The 20,693-nt window shown below is 32.6% G+C and carries 22 protein-coding genes and 2 pseudogenes; 21 read left to right on the top strand and 3 right to left on the bottom strand.

Going from position 1 to position 20,693, the window contains the following annotated elements; genetic code table 11:
• Positions 1 to 54 precede the first annotated feature (54 nt).
• From ACQV2P_RS01625 to ACQV2P_RS01615, 3 genes are read left to right on the top strand one after another with little or no spacing between them, the layout of a single operon-like run.
• Positions 55 to 918: an ABC transporter ATP-binding protein gene (locus tag ACQV2P_RS01625; protein WP_428882456.1), complete on the top strand. Its 864-nt coding sequence runs from the start codon at positions 55 to 57 to the stop codon at positions 916 to 918.
• Positions 919 to 2,085 carry a hypothetical protein gene (locus ACQV2P_RS01620; RefSeq protein ID WP_428882455.1) on the top strand — a complete coding sequence of 389 codons (1,167 nt, stop codon included), beginning with the start codon at positions 919 to 921 and terminating at the stop codon, positions 2,083 to 2,085.
• Complete coding sequence (locus ACQV2P_RS01615; RefSeq protein ID WP_428882453.1) at positions 2,039 to 2,662, top strand: hypothetical protein; 624 nt, start codon at positions 2,039 to 2,041, stop codon at positions 2,660 to 2,662. Before ACQV2P_RS01620 ends, ACQV2P_RS01615 begins: the two co-directional genes overlap by 47 nt.
• A 295-nt stretch (positions 2,663 to 2,957) precedes the next feature.
• Here ACQV2P_RS01615 and ACQV2P_RS01610 read toward each other — a convergent pair whose 3' ends face one another.
• On the bottom strand, positions 2,958 to 3,497 hold the full coding sequence (locus tag ACQV2P_RS01610) for a DUF2812 domain-containing protein (RefSeq protein WP_428882468.1): 540 nt from the start codon (positions 3,495 to 3,497) through the stop codon (positions 2,958 to 2,960).
• A 96-nt stretch (positions 3,498 to 3,593) separates the two neighbouring features.
• Positions 3,594 to 3,914 carry a PadR family transcriptional regulator gene (locus tag ACQV2P_RS01605; RefSeq protein ID WP_428882452.1) on the bottom strand — a complete coding sequence of 107 codons (321 nt, stop codon included), beginning with the start codon at positions 3,912 to 3,914 and terminating at the stop codon, positions 3,594 to 3,596.
• A gap of 1,462 nt (positions 3,915 to 5,376) precedes the next feature.
• Here ACQV2P_RS01605 and ACQV2P_RS01600 point away from each other — a divergent pair.
• The 15 genes and pseudogenes from ACQV2P_RS01600 (at position 5,377) to ACQV2P_RS01530 (ending at position 16,800) form a co-directional block, all read left to right on the top strand.
• The gene (locus ACQV2P_RS01600; RefSeq protein WP_428876215.1) at positions 5,377 to 5,793 is read left to right on the top strand and encodes an NUDIX domain-containing protein; all 417 of its coding nucleotides are present in this window, start codon (positions 5,377 to 5,379) and stop codon (positions 5,791 to 5,793) included.
• 276 nt (positions 5,794 to 6,069) lie between these two features.
• The gene (locus ACQV2P_RS01595) at positions 6,070 to 6,615 is read left to right on the top strand and encodes an N-acetyltransferase family protein (protein ID WP_428882450.1); all 546 of its coding nucleotides are present in this window, start codon (positions 6,070 to 6,072) and stop codon (positions 6,613 to 6,615) included.
• A gap of 213 nt (positions 6,616 to 6,828) precedes the next feature.
• Positions 6,829 to 7,398, top strand: a complete 570-nt coding sequence (locus ACQV2P_RS01590; protein ID WP_428875283.1) for a DJ-1/PfpI family protein — start codon at positions 6,829 to 6,831, stop codon at positions 7,396 to 7,398.
• A gap of 408 nt (positions 7,399 to 7,806) precedes the next feature.
• A complete protein-coding gene (locus ACQV2P_RS01585; RefSeq protein ID WP_428882448.1) occupies positions 7,807 to 8,649 on the top strand; it encodes a hypothetical protein in 843 nt (280 codons plus the stop codon).
• Between the two features lie 271 nt (positions 8,650 to 8,920).
• Positions 8,921 to 9,130 (top strand): PIN domain-containing protein, encoded by a 210-nt coding sequence (locus ACQV2P_RS01580; RefSeq protein WP_428875281.1) that lies wholly within the window; start codon positions 8,921 to 8,923, stop codon positions 9,128 to 9,130.
• Positions 9,111 to 10,136, top strand: a complete 1,026-nt coding sequence (locus ACQV2P_RS01575) for a PIN domain-containing protein (RefSeq protein WP_428875280.1) — start codon at positions 9,111 to 9,113, stop codon at positions 10,134 to 10,136. Before ACQV2P_RS01580 ends, ACQV2P_RS01575 begins: the two co-directional genes overlap by 20 nt.
• A gap of 520 nt (positions 10,137 to 10,656) precedes the next feature.
• Positions 10,657 to 11,691, top strand: a complete 1,035-nt coding sequence (locus ACQV2P_RS01570; protein ID WP_428875279.1) for a phosphate/phosphite/phosphonate ABC transporter substrate-binding protein — start codon at positions 10,657 to 10,659, stop codon at positions 11,689 to 11,691.
• 84 nt (positions 11,692 to 11,775) lie between these two features.
• Positions 11,776 to 12,543 (top strand): phosphonate ABC transporter ATP-binding protein, encoded by a 768-nt coding sequence (gene phnC, locus ACQV2P_RS01565; RefSeq protein ID WP_428874090.1) that lies wholly within the window; start codon positions 11,776 to 11,778, stop codon positions 12,541 to 12,543.
• Positions 12,536 to 13,360 carry a phosphonate ABC transporter, permease protein PhnE gene (gene phnE / locus ACQV2P_RS01560; protein WP_428874091.1) on the top strand — a complete coding sequence of 275 codons (825 nt, stop codon included), beginning with the start codon at positions 12,536 to 12,538 and terminating at the stop codon, positions 13,358 to 13,360. Before phnC ends, phnE (ACQV2P_RS01560) begins: the two co-directional genes overlap by 8 nt.
• Positions 13,361 to 13,369: 9 nt before the next feature.
• Complete coding sequence (phnE, locus tag ACQV2P_RS01555; RefSeq protein ID WP_428875277.1) at positions 13,370 to 14,179, top strand: phosphonate ABC transporter, permease protein PhnE; 810 nt, start codon at positions 13,370 to 13,372, stop codon at positions 14,177 to 14,179.
• Positions 14,180 to 14,651: 472 nt separating this feature from the next.
• Positions 14,652 to 14,948, top strand: a pseudogene (locus ACQV2P_RS01550) (type I restriction-modification system subunit M N-terminal domain-containing protein); the annotation flags it as partial.
• A gap of 45 nt (positions 14,949 to 14,993) precedes the next feature.
• Positions 14,994 to 15,140, top strand: a pseudogene (locus ACQV2P_RS01545) (N-6 DNA methylase); the annotation flags it as partial.
• Positions 15,141 to 15,231: 91 nt separating this feature from the next.
• A complete protein-coding gene (locus tag ACQV2P_RS01540) occupies positions 15,232 to 15,549 on the top strand; it encodes a hypothetical protein (RefSeq protein ID WP_428875276.1) in 318 nt (105 codons plus the stop codon).
• A gap of 384 nt (positions 15,550 to 15,933) precedes the next feature.
• Positions 15,934 to 16,263, top strand: coding sequence for a hypothetical protein (locus ACQV2P_RS01535; protein WP_428875275.1), 330 nt, complete (start codon positions 15,934 to 15,936; stop codon positions 16,261 to 16,263).
• Between the two features lie 183 nt (positions 16,264 to 16,446).
• Complete coding sequence (locus ACQV2P_RS01530; protein ID WP_428875274.1) at positions 16,447 to 16,800, top strand: ASCH domain-containing protein; 354 nt, start codon at positions 16,447 to 16,449, stop codon at positions 16,798 to 16,800.
• 629 nt (positions 16,801 to 17,429) lie between these two features.
• Here ACQV2P_RS01530 and ACQV2P_RS01525 read toward each other — a convergent pair.
• Positions 17,430 to 17,726: a hypothetical protein gene (locus ACQV2P_RS01525; RefSeq protein WP_428882446.1), complete on the bottom strand. Its 297-nt coding sequence runs from the start codon at positions 17,724 to 17,726 to the stop codon at positions 17,430 to 17,432.
• A 427-nt stretch (positions 17,727 to 18,153) separates the two neighbouring features.
• Here ACQV2P_RS01525 and ACQV2P_RS01520 point away from each other — a divergent pair, with 427 nt between their 5' ends.
• The 3 genes from ACQV2P_RS01520 (at position 18,154) to ACQV2P_RS01510 (ending at position 20,691) form a co-directional block, all read left to right on the top strand.
• On the top strand, positions 18,154 to 18,786 hold the full coding sequence (locus ACQV2P_RS01520; RefSeq protein WP_428874098.1) for a GntR family transcriptional regulator: 633 nt from the start codon (positions 18,154 to 18,156) through the stop codon (positions 18,784 to 18,786).
• 234 nt (positions 18,787 to 19,020) lie between these two features.
• Positions 19,021 to 19,392 carry a GrdX family protein gene (locus ACQV2P_RS01515; RefSeq protein WP_428874099.1) on the top strand — a complete coding sequence of 124 codons (372 nt, stop codon included), beginning with the start codon at positions 19,021 to 19,023 and terminating at the stop codon, positions 19,390 to 19,392.
• A gap of 12 nt (positions 19,393 to 19,404) precedes the next feature.
• On the top strand, positions 19,405 to 20,691 hold the full coding sequence (locus tag ACQV2P_RS01510) for a glycine/sarcosine/betaine reductase component B subunit (protein ID WP_428874100.1): 1,287 nt from the start codon (positions 19,405 to 19,407) through the stop codon (positions 20,689 to 20,691).
• Positions 20,692 to 20,693: the final 2 nt, after the last annotated feature.

Below are 20,693 nucleotides of genomic sequence, written 5' to 3'. Positions count from 1 at the left end.
TTATTGGAAATTGTTTTATATACTTCAACTAGTTTTAAAAGGGAGGTATGTAGGATGAATTCGATCGAAATTAAGAATTTGAGTTTTACTTATGGCAAGAAAAAAGTTTTATCCGACATCAATATCAGTATCAATAATGGTCTATATGGACTATTGGGTAAAAATGGAGCCGGTAAGACGACCCTGATGAAATTAATAGTGGGACTTTTACCTATAAAAACTGGTCAGATTCAAGTCTGTGGTCAATCGAACCCAAAAGAGATTCGCAGACTCGTAGGTTATTTGCCACAAGATTTTGATTTTTATCCAGAAATGAAAGTCAAAGATTCATTAATCTATTTGGGAACATTGGATAATCTCAAGCGATTTGAATTAAATCAACGAGTGGAGATGCTATTAGACTTAGTTAATCTAAACCAAGATAGAAATAAAAAAGTAAAGAGCTTATCGGGCGGTATGAAAAGACGTTTAGGTATTGCTCAAAGCCTTTTGAATGATCCAAAAGTTTTAGTGGTTGATGAACCGACCGCTGGGCTAGATCCAGAAGAACGCATTCGCTTTAGAAATTTATTGGGTGATCTAGCGACAGAAAAGATTGTTTTATTTTCAACGCATATTGCAAGCGATTTAGAAAGCACAGCTACTAAATTAGGAATATTAGACAGTGGTCATTTTATTTATGATGGATCAGTGGAAGATTTATTAAATCAATATTCTGGTGGAATTTATGAAACCCTCGTAAATAGAAAGGATTTATCAAGATTTAAAGAGGAGTACATGGTCTTTGAGCAAAAAGAATTAGCTAATGGTATTATGGTAAGTTTCATCCATACGGGAAGACCTTTGGATCAGTTTAAGCGAATCTCTCCTAGTTTGGAATCAGCATATTTAATGAAGATTCATGAAAGGAGAGATTAGATGAAATTATTTGTAGTAGAATTAAAAAGAATAGGTAGGTCTTTAATCTTTGTAGGGGTAGCCATAGCCTTGATTATAGCTATTATAGGACAGATAGAGAGTGATTCCTATGATTTTAAAGAACCTGACCCAGGACAAGAGCAATATGGTCATTATTTAACAGAGGATCGTGCTTATATTTTTTCTAATTTGGTGAATGATTTGTACTTAAATATAGAAAACAATCATTTTATTAGTTATCCTTATGGCTTTTATCGAGAAAATAAATTAGAACAGGATGAATTAGATGCGATTAAAGATATCTTATCTGATTTAATAGGCATGCCATATGAAGATATTCCTTTGAGTCAGAATCTAGCAATTCCTACTGAAGAAAAATTAGAGACTCAATTAGGCAAAATAGACGCCTTAATAGGGGGAGGCTCTTTCTATGCTAAGAATAATTATAAGATTCATTTTGGTGACAAAGGAATGTCTTATGAAGAGGCCATTAAGGATTATTTGCTTGTTAAGGAAGAAGGTTTAGATGTTGCTTTTGCTAGGTATTTTAGTGATTATGCAGGTATCTTCACCTTATTATTTTCTTGGTTTATAGGTTTATATTTTTGGAACAAAGACAGAAAAGAAGCTATTGAAAATACACTGTATGTAAAGAATACATCTTCAATCAAATTGGTTTTGACAAGGGTTTTAGCAATGAGTTTGTCACTACTATTTATTATTTTGGTACTCTTTTCCTATTATGAAATTCAATTACTGTTTGTACATGGTGCTAGTTTATTGTGTCCGTTTAAATCCTACTTCTTTGTTATATCATGGATATTGCCAATTATTTTATTTGTTATAAGTCTCACAACTTTATTAACAATAGCCAGTCATAGTATTTTATTAGGATTTCTAGGACCTATTTTTTCCTTGGTTTACATGATGTCATCTTCCACAAATGTTTTTTATAATATTGGGTATGGCCTTCTCATTAGATATAACTCTGTGGGCAATCAAGCGTATTTTGATAGTAAGGTCAATGTTTTTCTAGTGGGGAGAGGCATTTGGATAGGGCTAGCACTTTTTTTAATAATCGTTACATCCTTTTTATATGAAAGAAGAAGGAGGGGAGATTATGCTTTCAAAAACAATCTTTCAATTGAAGCTAGAGTTAAAGCATAATTTTCCTCTAGAAGTGTTTGTCTATCTAGTTATCATGGGGATCACTTACTTTGCTTTTGGGGTAAAGAATTTAGACACTACTAATGAAGCGATGGTTGTCGAACGATTTTTACCTTTATCCGGAATCTTTTCTTTTGTAACATTATTTTATGCCGAGTGTCAAAGTCCAATAAAAGATCTTCTTTTAATGAGAAATACGATGCTTGAATACATATATGTGTTGCGAGGCATTGTTAGGCTGTTTTTTTACGGGGGAATGACTTTTAGCTATATCTATTTAATAAATAGTGGTGCAACAAGTTATAGCTTAATGAGGGTGGTATTTCATAGCCTTTCGATTGGAGTAATCATAGGTGTAATAGGTTTACTGTTCTTTAGCTTTAGTAATAATATTTCTTTGGCTTTTTTAGTTTCAATAGGTTTAATGCTAGCGCAATGGTTTGCTCCTAAAAATACAAATGCTTTATTATTTACTATGCCTGAGATATCCAACATTAGAATAGTACTGATATTTACTATTAGTATAATGATAGCAATACTTGCAATGGTTATTTGGAAGAGGAAGGCCATTTCTTAGTTCTACAGAGAAACGAAATGGGATTTGATGTGTTGTTTAGATTATATATTTAGTCTTAATAGAATAAAAAGAATCAAAGTAATAAAAGACACATTAAAATCGATCAGATTATTTTCCTGTGATTAATTGTCAAAGATCCACTAACTATCATAAAAGAAAGTTAGAGTAACAAAATCTATCATTATAAGGTTATTAAAATAAGAATATATTGAAGAACTAATATAAAGAATACATATATGAAGAAAGACGACAGTAATAATTCATCACTGTCGTCTTTGATGTTTTTTCAAAAATATTAATTGCTATTATGAATTAAGTCATTATATTTACGCTTATTTACAAAAGCTTCAAACCCCATCCATGCTGCTAATACCAACCAAATAACTTTAGAGAGTAGTCTCATTAATGCAAAAGGAATTTCAAATATAAAGGAAGACCAGAACTGCCAGCCGGTCATTTCCCATAAGCCAGGTGTAAAAAATGCAGTCTTTGGTTTAAAAAGTGAATAACTGTTACCTCCAGTAGAAAAGATAGTAAAGAAAAACAAAAATATAATAGACCAGTTCACCGCCTGTTGGCCGTAACGCTTGTATATTTCAGCATAGGACTCTTTATTTGAATAAATAAAGTCTTCTGAATTAGGATCATTTTGCTGGAAGTAGTGTACACCGGAATTTTTACTGCTTGAAACAACTGTCCAACCCATATCACTAAAAAGTTGAATATAGTTTTGATATTCACTCGCTTTCTCAAATTCACGATAATCGATCCGAGTAATAGGGGCTTTGTCATCAATCTTTTCAAACACAAAGCAAGCAGGGAACTTTTTATTTATAAAGCGATAACCTTCTTCTCTAAAGGAGTTAATCCAGCTTCTTGTTTGTCTAAATCTTTGAATAAGAATACTTTCCTTTTTATAATTTGTTTCATTTTAGCTTTCTCCTCCCATCAGTTCCTCTGCTAAGTTAAGTAATTCGTGCATTCTCTTTGTTTCAGCTTCAATGACATCATAACCAGATTTAGTAATTTGGTAGACTTTGCGACGTTTGTCTTCGCTTTTTACCTCTTTAATCCAACCTTGTTTTAGTAAATTATCTAAGGCACCATACATGGTGCCAGGCGCAATTTTTACATTGTTATTACTAAGCCGATCAACTTCTTGCATTATTACATAGCCGTGTGCAGGTTTTATTAGTGACAACAAAATTAAATAAGTCGTTTCTGTTAAGGGTAAACTTGGGTGTCTAGGCATAATATTAGCTCCTTTATATCGTTAAACTATTCAGTTTAAATGTATAGTCCGATTGTATATCGTCGAACTGAATAAGTCAATACATATAAAGATAAATTCTGAAATCGGACTATCGAGAGATTGGAAAAGGAAGCAACTAAAATTGAACCTATTTAGAAATATTGTCTGAAAAGAAGTTGCAGTACTGTCAAAGTTCATATTAATTTACTCTTCTATATTCATAAAGAATATCTTATCATGGGAGTAGAGTATTAAAAATTTTATGTTATTTAAAAAAACATAAAGGAGAATTGAAATTTGGATTCATATTTCTACATTATTTTATTTTCAACCATTTCAGCAATGTCCAGAGGATTAATAAGTGTGATTGATAGGTATCAAATAGGGTATAAAAAACAATCTGTGTTAAAAGTTAATTTTTCAAACAATTTATATACGCTATTATTCATAATAATTTCGTTCTTTTATATAAATGTTAATGATCTGTTTACTATGATTCTTAATTATAAAATAATCATTTACAGCATCTTAGTACAAATTGTTGCAGTAGGATACTCAAAACTATTTAAACGCTTATCCATTTTTGAATCGGCGATCGTATCAAAAACAGCTGTTTTTTTATTCCTTTAGCCTTATTTTTTACGACAGGAAGAATAAATTTTGGTAATTATTTCATTTCTATCTTAACAACTATCATAATTATTATTTGGGTAAAGAAAAAAAGTGATTTAAAAACATTATTACATGGAGTAATTATTATTGTTCCACCGTTAGTTATACAAGCTTGCTTATTTCCTCTTTTGGTTGGAGACTATAAAAAATATTGATTCACTGATTTTATTTACAGTAAGTACTTTAATATTAAGATTTTTTGTATCTTTTATAAGTTTGATTCCAACCTTAAATCAAACTGATTGGAAAAGACACAATAAAAACTCTTTCGATAATCTTTATTTTTTAGAGCAATTTTAACGTGTATTGCACAAATAACATTTGTTTTTGTGACATCTTCTAATATTTCTTCAATTGCTTGGATCTTCTTGAATATTACATCGCTTTATGGAGTAATGTTTTCAAATTTGATTTTGAAAGAGAGTAAGAATAAGAACGAGATTTATATAATCATTGTTGTGAGTACTATAACAATTTTATCGCAATTATTAATTCATGGATGATTTACACGAAGAATTTAAAAAAGCGATTTTTGTAAAAACTATCTGCACTAAAAAAAGGCTTATATAGTTGCAAAATAAATTGGCTGGATCTAAATTTTTAGGCACTACTGCTCGATTTCGTGTCATAATTAGCCATAATGCAAATAACGGTGATTGATGTTGAGTTTAAAAACTTTCTACTAGGAAAACAAATTAAAGAATGATCTACCTTTTAGAGTGATTATTGAGTTAGTTTATTCTTAAAATTTAAAAGAGCAAAAACATAATTAGATTGAGGAGGTTTAATCATGAATCAATTGAATTTTATAGGTGTTAAAGTAGCACTCATTAATAAAGGGAAAGTATTAACTATTTTAAGAGATAATCTCCCAAACATTCCTTATCCTAATATGTGGGATTTAGCTGGTGGTGGAAGAGAAAATGAAGAATCACCATATGAAACTATGAGAAGAGAGGTTAAAGAAGAATTAGCTATTGATATTTCTGAATCAAATATTGTATGGACCAAATACCATGAAAGCATCACAAATGCAGGAGAAAAATCAGTTTTTATGGTTGCTAATATATGTGATAGTCAAATCGAGAATATAAAATTTGGAGAAGAGGGACAAAAGTATGAAATGCTAGCTTTTGAAGATTTTATTGATAATGAAGATGTAATCGAACAATTAAAAAAACGTTTCTTAGAATATCTTAATAAGTAATTTAAAACTAACCAATCTCAGTTTGTTAAGTAACAAACTCTTCTAAAACAATGAAGAGTTTGAATCTACAACCATTGATATTGCGTAATATTTTTCACCCGAACCTAGTGTCAAAGTTATGAAAAGAGCAAATAGTAAAGATGAAAACTGGGTTCAAACCTTCTACTAAGGAAACGAAATGTCGAGTTAAGTGCTTTTTAGAGCAACAGATGATTATTTTCCTCTAAAAATAATACTAGGAAAAAGTAGAAATTTAAATTTATGTGGGGGATAAATATGAAATATACACCAGAAAATTTTGAACTAAAAGATGGCAGAATCTGTAAAATTCGAGAGATTCAAGTAAAAGACGCTGCAGAAACTGTTAAATATTTGAAAACCATTATGGGAGAATCTGACTTTTTGAATTCCTATCCAGAAGAAATAACCATAACTGTTGAAGAGGAAGCAAAAATGATCAAAGGCTTTAATGAATCTGATAATACACTTATGATTGTTGTTGAAATGGATGGAAGACTGATTGCAAGCGGCACAATAATAAGACTAAGAAAACAGAAAATGCGCCATCGAGGAAATGTTGCCCTTGCTGTGCTAAAAGAATTCTGGAACTTAGGAATAGGGAAGAAGTTACTTCAAGTTCTCGAAGACTATGCTAAAGAATGGGGCCTTTCCCAACTTGAGCTTGACTATTTCTCAGGTAATGAAAGAGGCAGGGTTCTTTATGAGAAATGCGGATTCATCCAAGTGGGAGAAACTCCTAATGCCTACATTTTGAAGGATGGAACCCGATACAACAATATAAAAATGGTAAAAAGTATTTAGAAAAGCTTTAGTTCTACAAATCCCAGTTTATTGGATTAACAGTCCACCTGAATATCTAGAAAACTTAGTATATATAAGTGTTGATATTACTTTATGATTTCACAGGTGAGTTTTGTGTCATAATTATGACAACGGTACATAGTAGCGATGGTGACTGGGTTCTAGGCTTCTACTGGAGAAATGAAACATAGCAAAATATGTGGAGGTTAACTAATGAACAAAACAGCAGTGCTTATATATGATCAATTTTGTTATTTTGAAATAAGTGTGGCATTAGAAACTTTGCCCTTAAATGGTAGAAGGATTGATGTATTTGCAAAAACTAAAGATATAGTTAAATGTGAAGAAGGTCTAAAAGTTCTCCCAGATCAAACAATTTATGATTTAAACATAGAGAGATATGATAGTCTCTTATTACCCGGTGCGGTTGATATACGTTCAGCAGTTGAAGATCATGAAATAATTGAATTTATTAAAAAGTTTGAAGGTAAAATAATAGGTGCCATTTCTATTGCTCCTATTTTGCTGGTAAGAGCCGGCATATTAAATGGCAAGGCTTTTATGATAGGAACAGATAAAGAAGGTTTGCTACAGGAGGGATACAGTGAGGCTGATCTTAAATATATGAAGGATTGGAATAATTGTATAACAAAACCTATTGAAGAAGGTTATATTCTAAATGATAATATAGTCACGTCTGTTTCTTTTGAATTTATAAGATTTGGAATTCAGTTTTGTAATATGTTGAGAATTGAAATGTCTCCAAAAAGTTTTGGATTGTAAGATATTAACCACATGTTTTATTTAGCTTTAATAAAAGCTATAAGATTTATCATCTGGGTCTCATTTCATAATTATGATAATGGTAGATAGTAACGGTGAACACTAGCTTTTAAGCGCTCTATTAAGAAATTTAATATGGATTGATGTGCTTTTTAGAATACTACTTTGAAAATGTATGTATATAGGTTTGATTAAAATTTAATATTAGAAATTGTTTTTAATATTGGCAATAACGTAAGAATTAGGACATTGGGAAATAGATAAAGTAATAGGTAAAAAGGAAGCAGATAATCCTGTTCTCTTAACTTCAGTTATAAGAAGGGGTAGGTTTGAATGGATGATTAAGATAGACGGGAAAACAGCAGAAGGAGAATTTTTAAAATAGGAGAAAAAGAAAGTAGAATATATATGAGATTTAGTAAATATGATACTCAAGAGACAAAGATTAAAAAAATTGAAAAAGATATAGAGAGAGCTAAGTTTAATTGCCTTACTTTAAATGAGTTAATTGAATTGTTAAAAATAAGTTCTTTTTCTATTTTCAATCATTGTGAAAATATTTTAAATAGAATTGGAGACTATATTTATTTAAAAAAATACACTGATATCCAAATAGAGTATTTAATTTCTTTAGTTGAACGAACGATTAAAGAAGGGGAAGAAATTCCATCTAAATATAGGTATAAAAGTGATAGCTTACTTAAAAAATTACTTAGAATATTGCCAAGTGAAATCTCTTATAAATATGCAATGTCTTGTTTTAAGCATAGAAGAAAAGCTAGAAGAGAAGTAGGGTTTGATTATTTTAAAAGAAATTCTCAGTGCAAAGAAAGTATTAACAAATTATTAGAATTGTATAGAGAGACCTTTGATAAAAGAATTTTGGAGCTTATTGCTAGAAATTATAAAGTAGGTTTTCTAGAACCAAAGGATTTGAATTTTGTTTTATCTGAAATTGAAGAAGGATATTGGAGAACTCGTATAATTGAAGTTTTAATTGAAGGTGTATTAGAAGAAAATACAATAAAAATAATAAACCAATACCCTTATGACTCTACATATGCAATGGGAAGACTTGAAGATGATTCAATACTGCCAATAATAATAGATAGTTTTGAAAGTTTTGCTAGTGATTTAGAATCAATAGGGTTAGTTTTTTGGGCATTGGGTAAGGTTGGGGCTAAAGATGAAATAAATAAATTAGCCAAGATGTTTTATCAATGCTATCCGGTGGAAGAAATTAGAAAATAATAAACTATATGTACAATTAGGCTTAGTTTTAGCTACATAGTGTAGAATATCTTGTGTAAACCTAAATTGTTCATTGAATATAAAAAGCCCCGGGTTTCGTGTCATAATTATGACAACGGCAGATAGTAACGATGAACACTGGCTTTCAAGCCACGTACTATAGATACAAAATAAGGATTGGTGTATTTTTTAGACCAATTATGGCTCACGATTGTTCTAAAAGGCGTATTGGAATAGATATAATTTGTTAATTATTAAAAAGGAGGAAGAATTGGAAGGTAAAGAAGAATTAGAGTTTCCATTAAATGTTTTTGTTGATACACAAATATTTGAAAGTCAAAGTTTTGATATAAGTGATAAAAGTAGATTAGGATTGCTAAAAAAACAAGTTAAAAAGGGTGCTATCAATTTTCTTACAAGTGAGATAATTGTTGGAGAGGCAAATAAGCACATAAAAGAAAATGTTGAAAAAAAACAATGAAATAAACCAAAACTTTAATAGCAGAGAAATAGCTATTCTTAGAAACAGTAAGTATGCTGATAGTTTTAATAAATTGGATACTGAAGAGGTAGTTCAAGAAGCGCTAAATCAATTTCATAATTATTTAAATGAGGCAGAAGTAACATATTTAGATTTAGATAGTATTGAATTAAAAACTATACTAAATGATTATTTTAATAACAGAAAGCCATTCGGAACAGGTAAGAAGAAGCACGAGTTTCCTGATGCTTTTAATATTTCAATGTTAAAGAGTTTAAGAAAAAAAGATTATCAACCCATATATGTAATAAGTGGAGATAAAGATTTTGAGGACATAAAAGGAATTTATCTTTATAAAAGTATAGATGAATTATTGAATCTTATTAATACGGATAAACTTATCGCTCAACAAGCTTTAAAGTACATCAATAGTATTAATTATAGGTTTGCTGAGGAAATTAAAGAACAATTTTTGATAATTCACAAAACATCGAACTTGACGGGTTTGATTATGATCGTAAAGGCATTATTGGTGGATATGAATATGAGGAAACTGAGCTTCAAAATGTTAAGCTCTGTAGTTATAGATTATAACTCTGAAGAGCATGAAATAGTAGTTGCTTTAAAGTGTTTAGTAGAAATTGTAATTAACTGTACATTTTTTGATTTAGAGAACTCTATTTGGGATTCTGATGATAAAGAATACGCTACAATGGAATATGGTTTAATAAAAGAAAATCACAATAAAAAAATTGAGATAGTTGCACGTATACACTATGAGTATGAAAATGAAGACGAAGATTCTTATCCAGAATTTGAAGTAGATAGCATTGAAGTAGATACAGCACAAAAACTTACGCAGAGAACGTTAAATAGTAAAGGTAGACAAATCATTAATTATCCAGATCTTATTTGGGAAAATTATTGTCCAGATTGTGGATGTGGACTAACATGGGAAAATGATGGTGGAAACGATTTTTGTGATAAGTGCGCTCCTAATCATTAACAATTCACCTAAAACAAAGGAAATATACAGAAAACACCTGGGTTTAATAATAAAAGCTCTAGTAATGTGTTAGGAATAAACTACATCCACTTTTGTATTCGCTGAAATTGCTCATGATTTTACACCCGGTAGTGGTAACTTTCTAACAGAAACTTATATTACTTTTCGTAGACTAGAAAATCAAATTCTAAAGACCCTTAAGGAAACCAGATTGTAAGGGAGAAAATGCACAACATTATTTAGGTTTTCATTAGTCAGTTTTATGGAATTGAAATTATTGATTTTGCTGTTTCAATAATAAAAGCTTTTTAATGTAGAGAGTTTTGTCAAATTTATTTTATACGAAAATAAAAATATTTTCTTAGTATGAGAAAATAGTATTAAAAAAACACATGATAACAGGAGAATGATTGAATGGCTTCTTACCTACTGTAAACTTTATGTAAAATTGAACAAGCAAGTTGCTCTACTTTACTTAGTTCGTTATAATTGAGCTATCAAATATTTGGAGGTAACATCTGTGAAGAAAAAGTTTAGTCTATTAATGGTCCTATCTCTACTGGCAAGTGTTTTTTTGAATGTATTTACTGTAAATGCGCAAGAAGAAGCAGTTGAAATTGAGACGTTAAAAGTTGCTTTTGTTCCATCCCGTGATCCCGAAGAAATTATTACAACAACCGAGCCTTTAAAACAGCTCTTGATTGATGAGTTAGCTAAAGAAGGATTCAATGTTAAGAATGTCGAAATTACTGTCGGAACATCTTATGAAGCAGTCGGAGAGGGTATGGCTGCAGGAACGATTGATGTTGGTTTAATTCCTGGCGGAACGTATGTCTTGTTCGAAGACGATGTGGACGTTCTTCTTACATCGACCCGTCAAGGTTTATCGAAAGACTCTGAGAATCCAGCAGACTGGAATGACGGTCAAGCGACTGAATTAATTGAAGATCAAGTTTCTTATTATAAAGGCTTAATTATTGCAGGGCCTTCTGAAAAAGGCCAAGAATTAGCTGAGAAAGTAAACAATGGCGAAGAATTAACATGGGAAGACTTAGACTCTGCTAAGTGGTCAGTCATGTCCTCCTCTTCTTCATCAGGTTACATTTATCCTTCCATTTGGTTAGGAAACCAATTCGATGGTAAACAAATTTCTGACTTATCAAATGTCGTTCAAGCAGATTCCTATCCTTCTTCCATTGCTCGTTTAGCATCCGAGCAAGTAGATGTGGTGGTTGGCTTTGCTGACTTACGTCGTGATAATGTCGATGCATGGATGGAAGATATGGGACGTGAAGCGAGCATTTGGGAAGAGACAAATGTCATTGGCGTTACTCCTAATGTTTACAATGACACTGTTTCTGTAAGTAAGACTTCAGAGATAATGACAGACGAATTAAAAACAGCCCTTCAAAATGCTTTCATTAATATTGCTGAAACCGAAGAAGGTAAAGAAGTCATTGCCATTTATAGTCATGAAGGCTACAAACCCGCCAAAGCTGAAGATTATGAAACAGAACGTGAAGCACAAAAAATTCTACGTGAACAAGGTGAATAATAAATACCGACAAATAGTCTAAAACAAAACACCCACTGGACGGTGGGTGTTTCTTTAGTTGAAAGATTAAAAAAGGAGAAGGCAATGATCAAATTTGAACAAGTTTATAAAAGATATCCAAAAGGTGTATTAGCATTACAAGATATTAATTTGGAGATTGATCAAGGAGAATTCGTTGGCATTATTGGTTTATCGGGTGCAGGTAAGTCCACTCTCATTCGAACGGTTAATAAAATGCATTCCATTTCAGAAGGAAAATTAACGGTTGATGGGGTGGATGTGAGTGGCTTAAAAGGTAAGAGCTTGCGTCAGTTCCGACGTAAGATCGGGATGATTTTTCAGTCTTTTAACTTAGTAACTCGTGCAAAAGTCATCACCAATGTCTTATCGGCTTTTGTCCCTGATATCCCTTTTTGGCGCGTCTTGATTGGCTATTACAAGAAGGAAGAAGAAATAAAAGCCTTGGAAGCTTTGGACAGGGTAGGAATTCTTGATAAGGCCTATACGCGAGTCGACCAACTATCGGGTGGTCAACAACAGCGGGTGGCACTGGCTAGGACTTTGGCGCAAGATCCACGCATTATTCTAGCCGATGAGCCTGTTGCTTCTTTGGACCCAGTCACCGCTGCTGTAGTGATGCGAGATTTCCAGAATATCAATCAATCAGACAACATCACCGTCATCATCAATATTCATCATGTGGAATTGGCGCTTGAATATTGTGATCGGATTATTGGCATTCGCGAAGGAGCAATTGTTTATGATGGGCCTTCAAATGAAGTCACCCAAGAAGTCCTAAACCATATTTATAAAGGACAAAGCACTGAAGAGGAACGTGACTCCTATGAATAATCCAATACTTTCATTTATGCGTCCCAAAGAAATCGTGCTTTCAAATGGCAAGAAGGTGTATAAGAAGCGCTCTTTTACCTTGTTAATTGTTTTATTGATTACTTTATTGATTTATTTATCAGCTAAAATGACTGGTTTTGATTTACAAGTTTTAATCAAGCGTGGTGAGGAATTCTTTGTTATTTTAAAACGGATGGTACCACCCAATACGGCTTATTTTAATGAGGTAATCCCTCCGCTGCTCGATACGATTAAAATGTCTGTACTGGGGACTTTTATTGGTGCGCTTTTAGCGATACCTTATGCCATGTGGTCTGCCACTAACTTAACTAGAAATCACTGGATAACTAGTCTTTTAAAACTATTGTTGAGTCTAATCAGAACTTTACCAACCTTAGTGACCGCTTTGATTTTGACTTATATTTTTGGCTTAGGGACTTTTGCAGGGACCTTGGCAATTGCTTTATTCACCTTTTCTTTCATAGCTAAACAACTTTATGAAGCCATTGAGACAGCGGATATGTTGCCTTATGAAGCCATGGAAGCCTTAGGAGCGAATAAAATGTATAGTTTTCTCGGAGCGATTAAACCGCAAGTGCTTCCAACTTATCTGTCAGTAGCCTTATACACTTTCGAAGGAAATGTTCGCCACGCTGCTATTTTAGGTTATGTTGGGGCAGGAGGAATCGGCATTATTCTCGATGAGAATCTAGGTTGGCGAGAATATCAGAATGTCGGAATGATCCTGCTTTGTCTGTTCTTAACGGTAGTGGTGATTGAAAGTATCAGTCGCTATCTAAGAGCAAGGTTAACATAGGAGGTAGTCATGGTAGATAAAATTAATCAAATGTATGAAAGTAAAGATACGAATCGCTGGCAAGTATTGGCTTGGACGATGTTAGTAGTTGGGCTAGTCGTCTGGTCTGCTTCAACCATTGATGAAGTGGGGCTTGCTAAGCGGGGCATCACTTTTGCTGTAAGTATCATCCAAGGAATTGTTAACCCAGACAGAGAACTGCTTTTTAATCTTACGAAACAGTCGGTTCCTTATTTATTATTGGAGACGATGGCGATCGCCTTTTTAGGGACTCTGGTCGGAGCAGTCTTCTCCTTTCCTCTTTCTTTTCTAGCATCGAGTAAAGTGGTTCCGGTTCCTGTTGTAGTGATGACCCGTTTTTTGGTGATGGCTATTCGAACCATTCCAGCCTTTGTCTATGGTCTAATGTTTATTCGGGTGACGGGTCCAGGACCTTTTGCAGGCGTTATGACGATCTCAGTGACTTCCATTGGTATGTTAACCAAGTTATTTAGTGAAGCCATTGACGATATGGATAAATCCATTTTAGAAGCGCTCGATGCAGCTGGCTGCAATACTTTCGAGAAGATTCGTTGTGGGATTATTCCTCAATTATGGTCTAGTTTACTATCAACAATTATTTTCCGCTTCGATATGAATTTAAGGGATGCTTCTATTTTAGGTCTGGTAGGAGGGGGAGGAATTGGTGCACCCCTTAAATTTGCCATGTCCTCCAACCGTTGGTCGCAAGTAGGAGCCATTCTAGTAGGACTGGTTGTGCTCATTCTAGTGGTCGAATTTTCTTCTTCGTCTATTCGTAAACAATTGACAAATGGTTAGTAGAAGATAAAACACAGACTTACTAATGTAATGAGCTTAGTATTGGACTGAAACTGAATAATAGTACAAAACTTTAGAACACTCCCATTGGATTCAAGGAAAATGAATTTGATGGGAGTGTTTTTGTATGAAAAGAGTCTTCAATTCAGATGAAGCGAAACTTATGTAAATATTCCGTTTAAAATCATAGGTTTTAATTATATAATTAGGCCAAACTAGGGTTTTGTGAGGGTGAAAATGAAGAACTCACTATTAACAAAATAATTTGTATAGGATTAGTGCGCGGAAATTCAATTTAAATAAAAATTTAATATTTAATGTAATAAATTAAAGGTATATTTAAATTGAATTTTATAGGAGGGAAAATATGTTGACAGGTGAATTAAAGAATAAAGTAGAAAGAATATGGGAAACATTTTGGACGGGTGGAGTTACTAATCCGTTAACTGTTATCGAGTAATTTACATATCTCATCTTTATAAAAACATTAGATGATAAACAATTACAAAGTGAAGCAGAAGCGAATATATTAGGTCTTGAACCAAAAATTATATTTAAAGGGAATAGTAAAAAATACAAAAACAGCTTTGATTATGAAGACTTGAGATGGCACAATTTCAAAGAGTTTGAAGCAGAAAAAATGCATAAAACGATTGTTGAAGGAGTATTTCCATTTATAAAAGACTTGAATAGCAATGAAGGATCCTCCTTTTCTAAATTTATGACAGATGTAATGTTTCAAATTCCTACAGCTCAAATGTTAGAGAAAATTGTAACAGCAATAGATAGTTTAGTTTTAGAAGGAGATTTAAAGGGAGATCTTTATGAGTACTTACTATCTAAGCTATCTACATCAGGTACAAATGGACAGTTTAGAACACCTAGACATATTATAAAGATGATGGTCGAACTGGTAAAGCCAACCCCATCAGACATCATAATAGATCCAGCCTGTGGGTCTCGTGTCATAATTATGATAACGGCAAATAATAACGATGAATACGGGGTTTCCAGACCCTCGAATAGAAATAGAATAGTAAACTGGGGGAGTAATGGGCTATAAATTAATAGTGGAGAGCATTAAAGATGAAGGCAAGCTATTCCATGACATATGTGATTATATCCAAATAGACAATAAAACAATCGCCTTTGGTAACGATACAAGTCCCTCAAAAACTGATATTAGAATTAATTTTTATGTCAATAAGGATTGGGTCATTAAAATTAATTCAAAAAATGAATTAACTCAAAATGACTTTATTGAACTGATTAAAGTGATTGATAACTATAACAATAGTGCATTTATGTACCAAGTTACCTTCAATCTCCCGATGGAAATTACTTATATGAATTTAACTTGGAAAAAATAGAATTTGTTTCTTGGATTGAAGAATATGTTCCATACGAAATCTGTAACTTCAATGACTATTCAGACAATATAAAATTTTAAGTGTTAAAAAATACTGCCAAATATATGGCAAAAAATTCAAATAAAGATTTGATGAGTAGATGGAGTATGTGGTCAATCATTGAATTACCAGATTGAGAAGAAAAAATTGATGAGAAAGAACAAAATTATCATTTATTAAGAGAATGCTTATTGTCTATAAAACCAATCAAATTTAATTTCTACATTAGATGAGGTAAATCAGAACTGTAGGAATGGAATAAAAGAAGTTCTGCCTCAATTAAGAAAGTGCTCCATACAAGGCGATCTTAATGCAACAAATATTTTAGTTAATAAGAATGAATTTGTGGGTCTAATTGATTTTAATATGTCTGGAACGGTAGTGAATAATAATAATATTCTTAACGAAACAAGATATGAATTATCTATGTATGATTTTGAGAATCTAACGGCGAAAGAAAGCTTCGAGAAAATGACCGACTATCGTAATGATTTACTGAATCATGTTTTTAAAATTTATGATTTAGATAATATCGAGCAGAGTGTTTGGGATGATTATCGAAGGATTGTAGATTTATTTTTATGGCCGAATGTTAGTCTATGGAATTATTTGATTAAAGAAGATATTCATGTTGATAAAGTTATGGATCTTATAACGTTAATAATCAAGAGTTAGTAAGAAATTTTAGGAGTTTACATCTGGGTTTCGTGTCATAATAATGACACAGGCAAATAGTCAAGTAAATACAAGGGTTTTAGAGCTTCTAACAAAGTTTAAAATCAAAAAAATGAGTTATTGATGTACTATGTAGCAGGGTTTTTCGATAATAAATATTGTAAACAGTAAATCATTAGGGAGGTGAATAATTTGATTCATTATATGAACTTACATCCTGAACCTTTTTATAAAATAAAGTATAAGCAAAAAGATATTGAATTGCGATTGTTAGATGAAAAAAGGCAAATGATACAAGTTGGAGATTTCATTAAGTTTACAAATACTGAGAATAGTGAATGTAAATTAAGTGCTGTCGTGGTTGCATTACATAAATTTCCATCATTTGATAAGTTGTATGAGTCATTATCTTTATTGCGATGTGGTTATACTATCGACAATATTAATCAGGCTTCATCAGCTGATATGGATGTATACTATCCAAAAGAAAAACAGCAAGAGTATGGTGTAGTTGGTATTGAGATAAGAATATTATAAATTTGAGTTTATAAGGTTAGCAATTCACCTGAATAGATATAAAATTTGTATTTTATAAGTGTTGATATTACTATACGATTTAACACCCGGGTCTTGTGTCATAATTATGAAAACGGAAGATAGTAACGATAAACACTAGATTTCAAACCCTCTACTAGAGAAACAAAATATGAAATGAAATACTATTAGATCAATAAATTAATTATTTTGCTCTAAAAAGCATGAAAAAAGATAAATTATAATTTACAGGAGTTTTGATAAATGATAGAAAAAGTTGAATTCACGAATATGTGTATGATATGTGATGGCAGTAAGGTTATTGTCATTGATAGAAAATATGAATCAGGCTATCGAGAGAGTTGAGAAAATGAGAGATGTGTTTAAAGGATATTTGTTGTGGATGATGTTAAAATCTAAGTTATATTTTGCCATAATAAGACTCCCTAAAGTTGAATTTCATGGTCCAACTATAGGGGTCAGTACACTGATTGCCTCTGGTTATTTGTTTAATTGTTAAAAGACGAGATATTTAGTTATTAAAAAAATCTTAAAAAAAACGCCTTCTAAATCAACCCAATTTTCAGTCATGAAAGATTATAAAAAGCGTCTTTTTTTGTGAAACTTCAATTTTATCTCAGTTTAAAACGTTTGGGTCCAAATAAATAGACGATCATTATACCTAAAACAAAATACTTTAAGGCATTAAGAATAAGAAGAGTGATGTCAATGATGGCTAATCGAATCTGAATTTTCTTTATAAAGACTGAACCAATTTGGTCATAGAAAATCTTATTAATATAGATAATTCCCTGATCATTGGAATAATCAGACTTTCCTATTCGGATATCTTCGACTTTCACTTTTGCGGACTGGCTATCTATTTCTTCAACGAATTGTCGGGATTCAATTAAATTGCTTATATTCAAACAATTAAAACAAACTGCTCGAGATAAGAAGTTTTTAAAGTAAAAATAATGGTTAGAACGAGCATTAAAAGACCAGGGGCTAAAAAATTGATTGAGAAAAATAAGTCATAGCTAAACTCTAAATCTACCAAAGTACCGGCTAATGCGAAAAGAAAGCCAACTTCGCAAGTGAAAAAACACTATGAATGAGATAATCAAAGAAAAAATAGTTTAAACGATTTAAGAGAGAGGTTAAAAAAAAGCTATACTTTATACAAGTTCTTTTAATTCGCTGTGCAAAATAAAATTGAGTGCTAACGTAAAGATAACCTAGGAGATTATACATAATTAAACATTATTTGATTTTCCTCAAAGATTGAGGTTATAATAAGTGAGGTCTATGTATAGTGTTATACAGAATGGCTTGATAGCTAAGAGGTGAAGAAGATTGGATCAGAAAAATTTAAGTATCTATAATCAATTGAAGCGTCGCATCATTGAGTTTGAATATAAACCCGGAAAAATACTCAATGAAGTTGATCTAGCTGAAGAATTTGGCGTAAGTCGTTCACCGATTCGATCAGCCTTGCAAGAGCTAGAGCGAGATGATCTCATTAATATTGTGCCAAGGTTTGGAGCACAAGTTGCTCCTATTGATTTTCGTAATATCAAGGGGCTATTTGATGTAACAAAGCAACTAGATCCCTATGCGACTCGTCAAGCCGTAAAACGGATCACCCCCTCACAATTAGCAGAGTTGAAGCAAATTATTAAAAATTTAGAATCTTATTCTACTACAGCAAGTTATCAAGAGGCTATCAACGAAGATGAACGATTCCATCAAATTATTTTTCAAGCTTGTGATAATCGATGGTTAAAAGAAACACTAGCTCATCTTCATTTACATACCGAAAGATTGTGGCATTATTGTAATGATTACTTTGATGATATGACTATCTTTACCAGAACCTTCCGTAAAATCGTGCAAGCGATTGAAGATCAAGATGAAGAGGCAGCCGAACAATATGCTTACGAACATATTGAAGACTTTCTTTCTAGAATTAAAGAATCTCTCTTTTAAGAGTGAATGAAATATAGTTAAAAACCTTAAGGTCTTAGTAAAAAGATCTTAAGGTTTTTTTATGTAAATTTTTATTTTAAATAAATCAAAATTTTTATCTAAATACAATTGACATTCATCTGAAAAACAGTTAGTATATCAGTGAGGTGATGAGATGGTTTCAACCCACAATTTATTATTGGATGTAAGCGTTAGCATTGTCTTCATTAAAAGTGAAAAGATAGAGGTGGTGATATGATTTTAACGAATAATATAACCGTCAATGAAAGCGGTAACACAATCTTGGTTGAAGGTGATCAATTAGCTGTTTTGAAAAAGGCACGTGACTTGATTCACAAAGGACATTATTTAATGACATCTCCTTTGGCCGCCAGTGGTCGGATGCATTTTTCTCCCGTACGGTCGATCTTGATATCAGATAAACCAGAAGGAGATAACACTCAGTCTCTTTTGGCAATTGAAAATAGCATAGAACTTTTACAAAACTCTTTAGCTACCCATACAGTGGATTACAAGAATAAGGAGGATTACGAATTTATTGATTACGAGCTTTTAAAAGTAGCTCTTAAAGAGGTAAGTGAGTTGGGAGATCGTTTTAACAAATAGGAGGGAATCAATTTGAAACTAGAAAGACGTAAAGTAAAAATTAATGATGTTGTCTTTGGCGATAAAAATGAAGTAGTAGGAGAAAAACTCGTTTTAAATCGCGAAGAATTAGTCAATTATATTAAGAGTTTGGACAATATTAAAGAGGTTACTGTCGATATCGCTAAACCAGGTGAAAAGACACGCATCATCCCTGTAAAAGATGTCATTGAACCACGGGTAAAAGTAGAAGGTGTTCCTGGATTTGCTGGGATAACTTCGCAGACTGGCCAGCTTGGGAATGGAGCTTATAACGTATTAGAAGGCGTTGCTATCGTTACAATTGGAGATATTGTCGGCTTCCAAGAAGGTGTGATTGATATGTGGGGAGAAGGAGCAAAATGGACGCCCTTCTCCAAGACTTTTAATTTAGTGGTGGATCTATCGGTAGTCGACGGATTAACAGCGCATGAACATGAATTAGCAGTTCGAATGGCAGGTCTATTAATCTCTGAATATGTCGGACAGTTTGCAAAAGACGCTCCAGTCTATGAAATCGAAACGTTTGAAGTAGGATCAAATCCAGAAGAAACAGCTAAATATCCAGATCTTCCTAAGGTAGTCTATGCTGAGATGTTAATCACTCAAGGACTTCTCCATGACTCTTATATCTATGGAGTGGATGCTAAAAATATTATTCCAACACTTCTGCATCCGCTGGAAGAACTGGATGGAGCAGTCGTTTCGGGCAACTGTGTAGCAGCTTGCGATAAGATTACGACTTATCAACATCAAACCAATCCAGTTATCTTAGAACTTTTGAAAAAACACGGCAAAGAAATTAATTTCCTTGGTGTGGTTATGGTTCCAGAACTAACAACCTTAGAAGGAAAATTTAGATCGTGTGATTTCACTGCTAAATTATGCAAGCAGTTGGGGGCAGATGGGGTGATTGTATCGGAAGAAGGATATGGAAATCCAGACTCTGACTTAGTCATGATTGCTGAACGATTAGAAAAACAAGGGATAAAAGCTGTTCTGATTACAGATGAATGTTCTGGTTGGGATGGAGCCAGTCAACCACTCGCAGACTCAAAACCAGAAGCAAAAGCTGTAATATCAACAGGAAACGTTTCTCACGTTGTAACATTACCAAAAGCGGACCGTATCCTGGGAGATCCAGAAGCGATTGCCAATTTGGCAGGAGGATGGGCTGGAGCCTATGATGCTGAAACCGGTGTTATGAAGTGTGAATTAAATGCTGTGATTGGAGCCACTTCAGAGATCGGATATCATAATTTGATGGTCACTGAGTATTAGAA

It is taken from the genome of Facklamia sp. P12932, from assembly GCF_050409545.1.
Lineage (GTDB): Bacteria > Bacillota > Bacilli > Lactobacillales > Aerococcaceae > Facklamia.
This window is presented reverse-complemented; position numbering and strand designations above follow the sequence as displayed.

Bases quoted from the DNA above. Each gene is read 5' to 3' on its own strand.
- ACQV2P_RS01625 (WP_428882456.1), top strand. From the start codon at position 55: ATGAATTCGATCGAAATTAAGAATTTGAGTTTTACTTATGGCAAGAAA.
- ACQV2P_RS01620 (WP_428882455.1), top strand. From the start codon at position 919: ATGAAATTATTTGTAGTAGAATTAAAAAGAATAGGTAGGTCTTTAATC.
- ACQV2P_RS01615 (WP_428882453.1), top strand. From the start codon at position 2,039: ATGCTTTCAAAAACAATCTTTCAATTGAAGCTAGAGTTAAAGCATAAT.
- ACQV2P_RS01605 (WP_428882452.1), bottom strand. From the start codon at position 3,914: ATGCCTAGACACCCAAGTTTACCCTTAACAGAAACGACTTATTTAATT.
- ACQV2P_RS01600 (WP_428876215.1), top strand. From the start codon at position 5,377: ATGAATCAATTGAATTTTATAGGTGTTAAAGTAGCACTCATTAATAAA.
- ACQV2P_RS01595 (WP_428882450.1), top strand. From the start codon at position 6,070: ATGAAATATACACCAGAAAATTTTGAACTAAAAGATGGCAGAATCTGT.
- ACQV2P_RS01590 (WP_428875283.1), top strand. From the start codon at position 6,829: ATGAACAAAACAGCAGTGCTTATATATGATCAATTTTGTTATTTTGAA.
- ACQV2P_RS01585 (WP_428882448.1), top strand. From the start codon at position 7,807: ATGAGATTTAGTAAATATGATACTCAAGAGACAAAGATTAAAAAAATT.
- ACQV2P_RS01575 (WP_428875280.1), top strand. From the start codon at position 9,111: ATGTTGAAAAAAAACAATGAAATAAACCAAAACTTTAATAGCAGAGAA.
- phnC (WP_428874090.1), top strand. From the start codon at position 11,776: ATGATCAAATTTGAACAAGTTTATAAAAGATATCCAAAAGGTGTATTA.
- phnE (WP_428874091.1), top strand. From the start codon at position 12,536: ATGAATAATCCAATACTTTCATTTATGCGTCCCAAAGAAATCGTGCTT.
- phnE (WP_428875277.1), top strand. From the start codon at position 13,370: ATGGTAGATAAAATTAATCAAATGTATGAAAGTAAAGATACGAATCGC.
- ACQV2P_RS01540 (WP_428875276.1), top strand. From the start codon at position 15,232: ATGGGCTATAAATTAATAGTGGAGAGCATTAAAGATGAAGGCAAGCTA.
- ACQV2P_RS01515 (WP_428874099.1), top strand. From the start codon at position 19,021: ATGATTTTAACGAATAATATAACCGTCAATGAAAGCGGTAACACAATC.